The sequence below is a fragment of the Streptomyces silvae genome (genome assembly GCF_016745505.1).
GTDB classification, from domain to species: domain Bacteria; phylum Actinomycetota; class Actinomycetes; order Streptomycetales; family Streptomycetaceae; genus Streptomyces; species Streptomyces silvae.
Map to the genome: position 1 here is coordinate 1 of NZ_JAERUC010000044.1, position 7797 is coordinate 7797.

The 7797-nt window shown below is 72.2% G+C and carries 8 protein-coding genes; 2 read left to right on the forward strand and 6 right to left on the reverse strand.

The annotated features are described in order from the left end of the window. Nucleotides 1–47 precede the first annotated feature (47 nt). The 4 genes from JKV81_RS06710 to JKV81_RS06725 form a co-directional block, all read right to left on the reverse strand. Complete coding sequence (locus JKV81_RS06710) at nt 48–515, reverse strand: hypothetical protein (RefSeq protein ID WP_236055559.1); 468 nt, start codon at nt 513–515, stop codon at nt 48–50. Nucleotides 516–683: 168 nt separating this feature from the next. Continuing rightward, complete coding sequence (locus tag JKV81_RS06715) at nt 684–2324, reverse strand: phospho-sugar mutase (RefSeq protein WP_202075146.1); 1641 nt, start codon at nt 2322–2324, stop codon at nt 684–686. A gap of 366 nt (nt 2325–2690) precedes the next feature. Then, nucleotides 2691–3515 carry a purine-nucleoside phosphorylase gene (locus JKV81_RS06720; RefSeq protein ID WP_129265185.1) on the reverse strand — a complete coding sequence of 275 codons (825 nt, stop codon included), beginning with the start codon at nt 3513–3515 and terminating at the stop codon, nt 2691–2693. Between the two features lie 116 nt (nt 3516–3631). Then, nucleotides 3632–4069, reverse strand: coding sequence for a gamma-glutamylcyclotransferase family protein (locus JKV81_RS06725; protein WP_033297850.1), 438 nt, complete (start codon nt 4067–4069; stop codon nt 3632–3634). A gap of 263 nt (nt 4070–4332) precedes the next feature. On the opposite strand from JKV81_RS06725, the gene JKV81_RS06730 reads away from it, so the two are divergent. Both JKV81_RS06730 and JKV81_RS06735 read left to right on the forward strand, forming a co-directional pair. Then, the gene (locus JKV81_RS06730; RefSeq protein ID WP_202075147.1) at nt 4333–5772 is read left to right on the forward strand and encodes an NAD(P)H-quinone dehydrogenase; all 1440 of its coding nucleotides are present in this window, start codon (nt 4333–4335) and stop codon (nt 5770–5772) included. Nucleotides 5773–5895: 123 nt separating this feature from the next. Beyond that, nucleotides 5896–6864 carry a DeoR/GlpR family DNA-binding transcription regulator gene (locus JKV81_RS06735; RefSeq protein ID WP_202075148.1) on the forward strand — a complete coding sequence of 323 codons (969 nt, stop codon included), beginning with the start codon at nt 5896–5898 and terminating at the stop codon, nt 6862–6864. Between the two features lie 119 nt (nt 6865–6983). On the opposite strand, the gene JKV81_RS06740 is transcribed toward JKV81_RS06735, so the two are convergent. Both JKV81_RS06740 and JKV81_RS06745 read right to left on the reverse strand, forming a co-directional pair. Continuing rightward, on the reverse strand, nt 6984–7589 hold the full coding sequence (locus tag JKV81_RS06740; RefSeq protein WP_124274374.1) for a TetR/AcrR family transcriptional regulator: 606 nt from the start codon (nt 7587–7589) through the stop codon (nt 6984–6986). 96 nt (nt 7590–7685) lie between these two features. After that, the coding region (locus tag JKV81_RS06745) for a biotin/lipoyl-containing protein (RefSeq protein WP_202075149.1) at nt 7686–7797 on the reverse strand (112 nt) is incomplete at its 5' end.

The following is a 7797-nucleotide window of genomic DNA, read 5'->3' on the forward strand; positions in this document are numbered from 1 at the left end:
GGCCCTGCCGGGGCCGGCCGCACCGCACCGTCGCGGCGATCGTCGGATCAGCTGTCGTTGTTGATCCACGTGGTCGTCTGGCACTCGTCGTCGCCGATGCTGGCGACGCAGGCGGAGACCTGGATGCGACTGCCCTTGCCCCCGTAGGCGTTGGTGCTGCTGGACTCGTAGAAGTCCTTGTTGCACGAGGCGTTGTCGCCCGAGCTGCCGGGGTTCGAACACTTTCCGGTCCGGTACGTCTTCCACGTGCCGCTGGGCTGCTTCAGCTGGTTGGTCCAGTTCGTGTAGACGCTGTAACCGTCGGCCGAGGTGTCCTTGGTCCAGATGAGATCGCCGTACCGCTGGAAGCAGGCCTTCGCTCCCTTGATGGTGGCGATGCACGTGGAGGTGCTCCCCGGAGAACCGCCGACGACGCCGGTGTTGTTCTCCGCGGCGGCCGCGGGATTGCTCATCGTGAAGAAGAGCGCTCCTCCGGCCATGAGCGTCACGGCGGTCGATCTCAGGACAGTGCGCACAGTGAATCCTCCCCGTTGGTCTTCCTGGCATTCCGATCCCCCAAGTCCTCGGTCAAGTGGGATCCTGGGGATTCCCTGGTCGACTGATGTGACGCGAAAGCGGCGCACGAGGTTCACAGGAACCGGGAAGATCAAGACTGTCCCAGCGTGGGCCGGGCCCGCCGGTCCTCAGATGCCGGCGGCCGCCGCCAGGTCCCGCTTGATGGCCGCCAGCAGTTCCGCGCCCTTCGCGTGGGCCTCGGGGAGTCCGTCCCTGCCGGGGACCGGGACGACGACCTCCAGGTAGCACTTGAGCTTGGGCTCGGTGCCGCTCGGGCGGACGATGACCCTGGCCCCGGTGAGCTGGTAGCGCAGGCCGTCGGTGGGCGGGAGTGCGTCCGTGCCCTGCGAGAGGTCCTCCGCCGAGGTGACCGGGAGGCCGGCCAGGGCGGTCGGGGGAGTCTCGCGCAGGCGCCGCATGGCGTTCGCGATGACCGTCAGGTCCTCGACCCGGACCGACAGCTGGTCCGTGGCGTGCAGGCCGTGTTCGAGCGCCAGGTCGTCGAGCAGGTCGAGGAGGGTGCGGCCCTGCTCCTTGAGCACGGAGGCCAGTTCGGTGATCAGCAGGGCGGCCGTGATGCCGTCCTTGTCGCGCACCCCCTCCGGGTCCACGCAGTAGCCCAGCGCCTCCTCGTAGCCGTAGCGCAGGCCCTCGACGCGGGCGATCCACTTGAAGCCCGTCAGCGTCTCCTCGTAGCCGAGGCCCGCCTTCTCGGCGATCCGGCCGAGGAGCGAGGAGGAGACGATCGACTCCGCGAGCACGCCGGTCACGCCACGGTCCACCAGATGGGCGGCGAGCAGCGCGCCCACCTCGTCGCCGCGCAGCATCCGCCAGCCGCCCTCGGCCGACGGGTCGGGCACGGCGACGGCGCAGCGGTCGGCGTCCGGGTCGTTGGCGATGACGATGTCCGGATCCGTACGGCGCGCGGTCGCGAAGGCGAGATCCATGGCGCCGGGCTCCTCCGGGTTGGGGAAGGCCACGGTGGGGAACGCCGGGTCCGGGTCGGCCTGTTCGGCGACGAGTACGGGCGCGGGGAAGCCGGCCCGCGCGAAGGCGGCCGTCAGGACCGAGGTGCCGACGCCGTGCATGGCCGTGTGGACCGTGCGCGCGGTGCGGGGCGATCCGGGACTCAGGACCGCGTCCGTACGGGCGAGGTAGGCGGCCAGTACCTCGTCGCCGAGGATCTCCCAGCCCCCCTCCGGGCGCGGTACGCCGTCGAGGGGGCCCACGGCCGCGATGGCGGCGGCGATCTCCACGTCGGCCGGGGGCACGATCTGCGAACCGTCGCCGAGGTAGACCTTGTAGCCGTTGTCGCGCGGCGGGTTGTGGCTCGCCGTGACCTCCACACCCGCGACGGCTCCCAGGTGCCGTACGGCGTACGCGAGGACGGGGGTCGGCAGGGGGCGGGGGAGTACGGCCGCGCGGAGGCCGGCCCCGGTCATCACGGCGGCGGTGTCGCGGGCGAAGTCGGCGGACTTGTAGCGGGCGTCGTAGCCGATGACGACGAGCCCGCCTCCCTCTCCCTGCGCCTTCAGGTAGGCGGCCAGCCCGGCGGCGGCGCGGATGACCACGGAGCGGTTCATGCGCATCGGGCCGGCGCCGATCTCGCCGCGCAGGCCGGCCGTGCCGAACTGGAGCGTGCCGGCGAAGCGGTCGGCGAGCGCGGGGAGGTCACCGGCGTCGATGAGTCCGGCGAGCTCCGCGCGGGTCTCGGGGTCCGGGTCCTCGGCGAGCCAGGTCCTGGCCTGCGTGATGAGGTCCTGCTGCACGGGGTCCGCCTTTCTGCGGTACGGGTGCGGGGCGGGGTTGCTGCGAGGGGGTGCCGGGGGCTCTGCCCCGGGCCCCTGCGCCTCGAACGCCGGCGGGGCTGGAATCGGTCGGCCTGTGTCCTCGGTGTGGCGCCGGGCGGGCTGCCGGGGGCTCTGCCCCCGGGCCCCCGCGCCGGCGGGGCTGATTTTGGGCGCCCTGCACTTCGAGGAAGACGAGGCTGTATGTGGCTGCCCCCACAACTCCAGCCTCGCCGACGAGGCTGGAGTTGCTTGCCCTGTGCCTCAAGGGGAGCCCGGCGGAATCAAGCCCCTCCGGCGTTCGAGGAGTGGGGCTTCCGGGGGCGGAGCCCCTGCTGGGGCCGAGCGTCAGATCCGGTCCAGGACGCGGGCCAGCAGTGCGCCCATGCGGGTCGCCGAGTCGCGGCCGGCCTGGAGGACCTCCTCGTGGTTGAGGGGTTCGCCGCTCAGGCCCGCGGCGAGGTTGGTGACCAGGGAGATGCCCAGCACCTCCGCGCCCGCCTCCCGTGCCGCGATGGCCTCCAGGACCGTGGACATGCCGACCAGGTCGCCGCCCATGACCCGGACCATGCCGATCTCGGCGGGAGTCTCGTAGTGCGGGCCGGGGAACTGCACGTACACGCCCTCTTCGAGCGTCCCGTCGATCTCCTTGCACAGGGCGCGCAGCCGCGGCGAGTACAGGTCGGTCAGGTCGACGAAGTTCGCGCCCACGATCGGCGAGGCCGCCGTGAGGTTGATGTGGTCGCTGATGAGGACCGGCTGACCGGGGCGCATGCCCTCGCGCAGGCCGCCGCAGCCGTTCGTCAGGATGACCGTCCCGCAGCCCGCCGCGACCGCCGTACGGACCCCGTGCGCCACCGCCGCGACCCCGCGGCCCTCGTAGTAGTGCGTACGGCCCAGGAAGACCAGGGCGCGCTTCTCGCCGATCCGGTACGAGCGGATCGTGCCGCCGTGGCCCTCGACGGCCGGGGCCGGGAAACCGGGCAGCGCGGTGACCGGGAACTCGGCCTCCGGGATGCCGAGCGCATCGCCGGCGGGGGCCCACCCGGAGCCCATCACGAGAGCGACGTCGTGGGTATCGGCACCGGTCAGCTCGCGCAGGCGGGCGGCGGCGTCGGCAGCGGCGGCGTACGGGTCGCCCTGGATGTGGTCCGGAATAACAGATGCGTTCACGCGGATGAGGGTAACCGCTGATTCCCTACGCGCGTAGATGTGTCCGGTGAGAGTCTGGCCGGTCACGTTCGTACGTTCGTACGGAACGGGTACGGAAGGGGCCCGGGGGGCGCCGCTCAGCAGGGGCGCTTGCGGAGGTTCATCACATAGTCGTGGGGCGCGCCCGCGGACTCGGCGGCATCCGCCACCTCGCCCAGGTAGCGCGCCGAGGGCAGCCCGCCCTCGTAACCGTTGAGGACGTACATCCAGGCCGGCTCCTCGCCGTCCAGCGTGTGCACCCGCACCCGCATGCGCCGGTAGATGTCGAGGCCGACACCCTCCCAGCGGTCCATGGAGTCCTCGTCCATCGGAGCCAGGTCGTAGAGCGCGACGAACACCTGGGAACGGGGTGCCTCCACCACCGTGGCCAGCGCGCCCTCCCAGCCCATCTGCTCCCCGCCGAACGTCAGCCGCCAGCCGTTGAGCCAGCCCGTGCCGCGCAGCGGGGAGTGCGGTGCGCGGCGCGTCATCAGCCGCGCGTCGAGGTTGCCGGCGTACGCGGCGTAGAGCGACATGGGGTCGAGGGTACGGGAGGTGACGGGGGGCGTGCCGGGTACGGCGAGGATGAGGCCCGGTCGTGGGCGGGTCGTGGGCGGCTCCGCCGGGGCCGGAGGCCGTGGCCCGGCCAGGCGCGTTCCCGTATGGAGGGCCCCGGGGCGAAGCAGCTTGGCGCGTGCGGGACAATGAATTACGTACTGCATACGCCGGGGCGATCCCCCGGACCCCCGGCCGGGGCGGCAGACGGCCGTGGGATGACACCACGCGAGGCGGACTTTTCGTGACCCGGATCGTGATCATCGGCGGCGGCCCCGGCGGCTACGAGGCGGCACTGGTCGGCGCCCAGCTCGGCGCGGAGGTGACCGTCGTCGACTGCGACGGCCTCGGCGGCGCGTCGGTCCTCACCGACTGCGTGCCCTCCAAGACCCTGATCGCGACGGCCGAGGTGATGACCACCTTCGACTCCTCCTACGAGGAACTCGGCATCATCGTCGCCGACGACACCCCGCACATCGAGCAGGCCGCCCGGGTCGTCGGCGTCGACCTCGGCAAGGTCAACCGGCGCGTCAAGCGCCTCGCGCTCGCCCAGTCCCACGACATCACCGCCTCCGTCACCCGCGCGGGTGCCAGGGTCATGCGCGGCCGCGGCCGGCTGGACGGCCTCCAGGCCGCCGACGGGTCCCGCCAGGTCGTGGTGACCGCCGCCGACGGCACCGAGGAGCGGCTCACCGCCGACGCGGTGCTGATCGCGACCGGCGGCCACCCCCGGGAGATCCCGGACGCCCTGCCCGACGGCGAGCGCATCCTGAACTGGACCCAGGTCTACGACCTGGACGAGCTCCCCGAGGAGCTCATCGTGGTCGGCTCGGGCGTCACCGGCGCCGAGTTCGCCGGGGCCTACCAGGCGCTCGGCTCGCGCGTGACGCTCGTCTCCTCCCGCGACCGGGTGCTCCCGGGCGAGGACCCGGACGCCGCCGCCGTCCTGGAGGACGTCTTCCGGCGCCGCGGCATGAACGTCATGGCCCGCTCCCGCGCCCAGTCCGCCAAGCGCGTCGGCGACCGCGTCGAGGTCACGCTGGCCGACGGCCGGGTCATCTCCGGCACCCACTGCCTGATGGCGGTCGGCGCGATCCCCAACACCGCGGGCATGGGCCTGGAGGAGTCCGGGGTCCAGCTCAAGGAGTCCGGGCACATCCGGACCGACCGGGTCTCCCGCACCAGCGCCCCCGGGGTGTACGCCGCAGGTGACGTCACCGGGATCTTCGCGCTGGCCTCGGTCGCGGCGATGCAGGGCCGGATCGCGATGTACCACTTCCTGGGCGACGCGGTCGCGCCGCTGAACCTGAAGACGGTCTCCGCGAACGTCTTCACCGACCCCGAGATCGCGACCGTCGGTTACAGCCAGGCCGACGTCGACTCCGGCAAGATCGACGCCCGTGTCGTGAAGCTGCCGCTGCTGCGCAACCCGCGCGCCAAGATGCAGGGCATCCGGGACGGCTTCGTCAAGATCTTCTGCCGGCCCGGCACCGGCATCGTGGTCGGCGGCTGCGTCGTCGCGCCGAGGGCCAGCGAGCTGATCCACCCGATCTCGCTCGCCGTGGACAACAACCTGACGGTGGAGCAGATCGCCAACGCCTTCACCGTGTACCCGTCGCTCTCCGGCTCGATCGCCGAAGTGGCCCGGCAGTTGCACACCCGTAAGGCCGCCGGCGAGGCGTAGCACCGACCGCTCGTACGGACGACAGGGCCCCCTATATCACCAGGGGCCCCTGTCCATGTACAACTTCTGTTATTCGGCGCAAACTGCTGAAAAGCAATCTACGGCCAGGTTACTGTCAGTTTCGTGTTCGCTGCAGAACGTCGTCAATTGATCCTCGAAATGGTGCGTGCCAACGGGGCGGTATCGCTCCGTGAGCTCGCCCGCGTCGTCCAGACCTCCGAAGTGACCGTACGGCGGGACGTGCGGGCACTGGAGGCAGAAGGACTCCTCGACCGCCGGCACGGCGGTGCGGTCTTGCCGGGCGGTTTTACGCGGGAGTCCGGCTTTCCGCAGAAATCCCATCTCTCCACCGCGGAGAAGACGGCCATCGCCGACCTGGCGGCCGGGCTGGTCGGTGAGGGCGAGGCCATCGTGGTCGGCGCCGGAACGACCACGCAGGAGCTGGCCCGCCGGCTCGCGCGGGTGCCCGGTCTGACCGTGGTCACCAACTCGCTGCTGGTCGCCCAGGCGTTGGCCCATGCCAACCGGGTGGAAGTGGTGATGACCGGCGGCACCCTCCGCGGGAGCAACTACGCGCTCGTCGGCAGCGGTGCCGAGCAGTCCCTCCAGGGGCTGCGGGTGAGCCGTGCCTTCCTCTCGGGGAGCGGGCTCACCGCCGAGCGCGGGCTCTCCACGTCCAACATGCTCTCGGCGAGCGTGGACCGGGCGCTGGTGCAGGCCGCGGCCGAGGTGGTGATCCTCGCCGACCACACGAAGCTCGGCTCCGACACCATGTTCCAGACGGTGCCCACGGAGCTGATCACCCGTCTGGTGACGGACGAGCCACCGGCTCACGACGAGCGTGCCGCCACGGAGCTCCAGGCCCTGGCCGATCAGGGCGTGGAGATCACCGTTGCGGGACCCGACGCGGACTCCGGGCCGGGTGAGCCGCTGCCGCAAGGGCGGCAGGGGCGGCAGGAGATGCCGCTGCCGGGCCAGCGGCGTACGCAGGGCGGCCATGGAGGCCCGGCAGGGCTCGGCCCGCAGCTGCGGAGTGCCGCCGCGCTCGCGGACGGCCCGGTGGGCCGGGTCGCTGACCTGCGGCGCCGGTAGGGGAGCGGAGCCCGGCGGCGGGGGCCTTCGGCGTCGGCAGGGGGAGTGAAGCCCGGCGTGGGGACGTCGCGGGTACGGCCCGGGGACTTTGTGGGTACGGCCCAGGGAGGGCCCCTCCGTCAGTCGCCGGGCCGGGCCGAGGGTACGGGGTCGGCTCGCAGACCGCGGAGCGTCAGCCGCAGCAGCCGGTCGGCCAGGTCGGGATCGGCCGGGGTCTGCTCCGCGGCCAGCGCGATCGCGTTCGTCAGTTGCAGCAGGTCGTCGATCGAGACGTCCGCCCGCACCGATCCGCTCGACTGCGCCCGGGTCAGCAGCCGGTCGCCCGCCTGACGCAGCGGTACATGGCAGGACGTCAGGGCCGAAGTCGCGTCCCCCGGCGCCGACATGAGCGCCTGCGCCAGCCCGCGGTACGCACCCGCATGGGTCACGATCGCGCCCAGCCACTCCACCAGCGCGGTGCACGGCTTGTCGGACCGGGCCAGTTCGTGGGAGCGGGCGAGCAGCGAGGTCAGGGCCTCCTGGAACACCGCGTTCATCAGGGCCTGGCGGTTCGGGAAGTGCCGGTAGAGCGTGCCGATGCCGACGCCCGCCCGCCGGGCGATGTCCTCCAGCGAGGCATCCGTGCCCTGGGCCGCGAAGGACGTACGGGCCTCACCCAGCAGCCGGTCGTAGTTGCGGCGCGCGTCGGCGCGCATCGGCCGGGCCGGTGTCGGTGCCGTGCTCATCGCCCTCGCCCTCGTCTCCTGGTGTCCGCTCCGGGTCCCAAGGATGCCACTGGGGCCCGGCGGTCGCCGGGCCCCAGTGACGAAGAGAACGCGCACTCAGTCCTTGATCTCGCAGATCGGGGCGCCGGACGACACCGAGGTGCCGACCTCCGCCGCCAGACCCTTGATGGTGCCGGAGCGGTGGGCGTTGAGGGGTTGTTCCATCTTC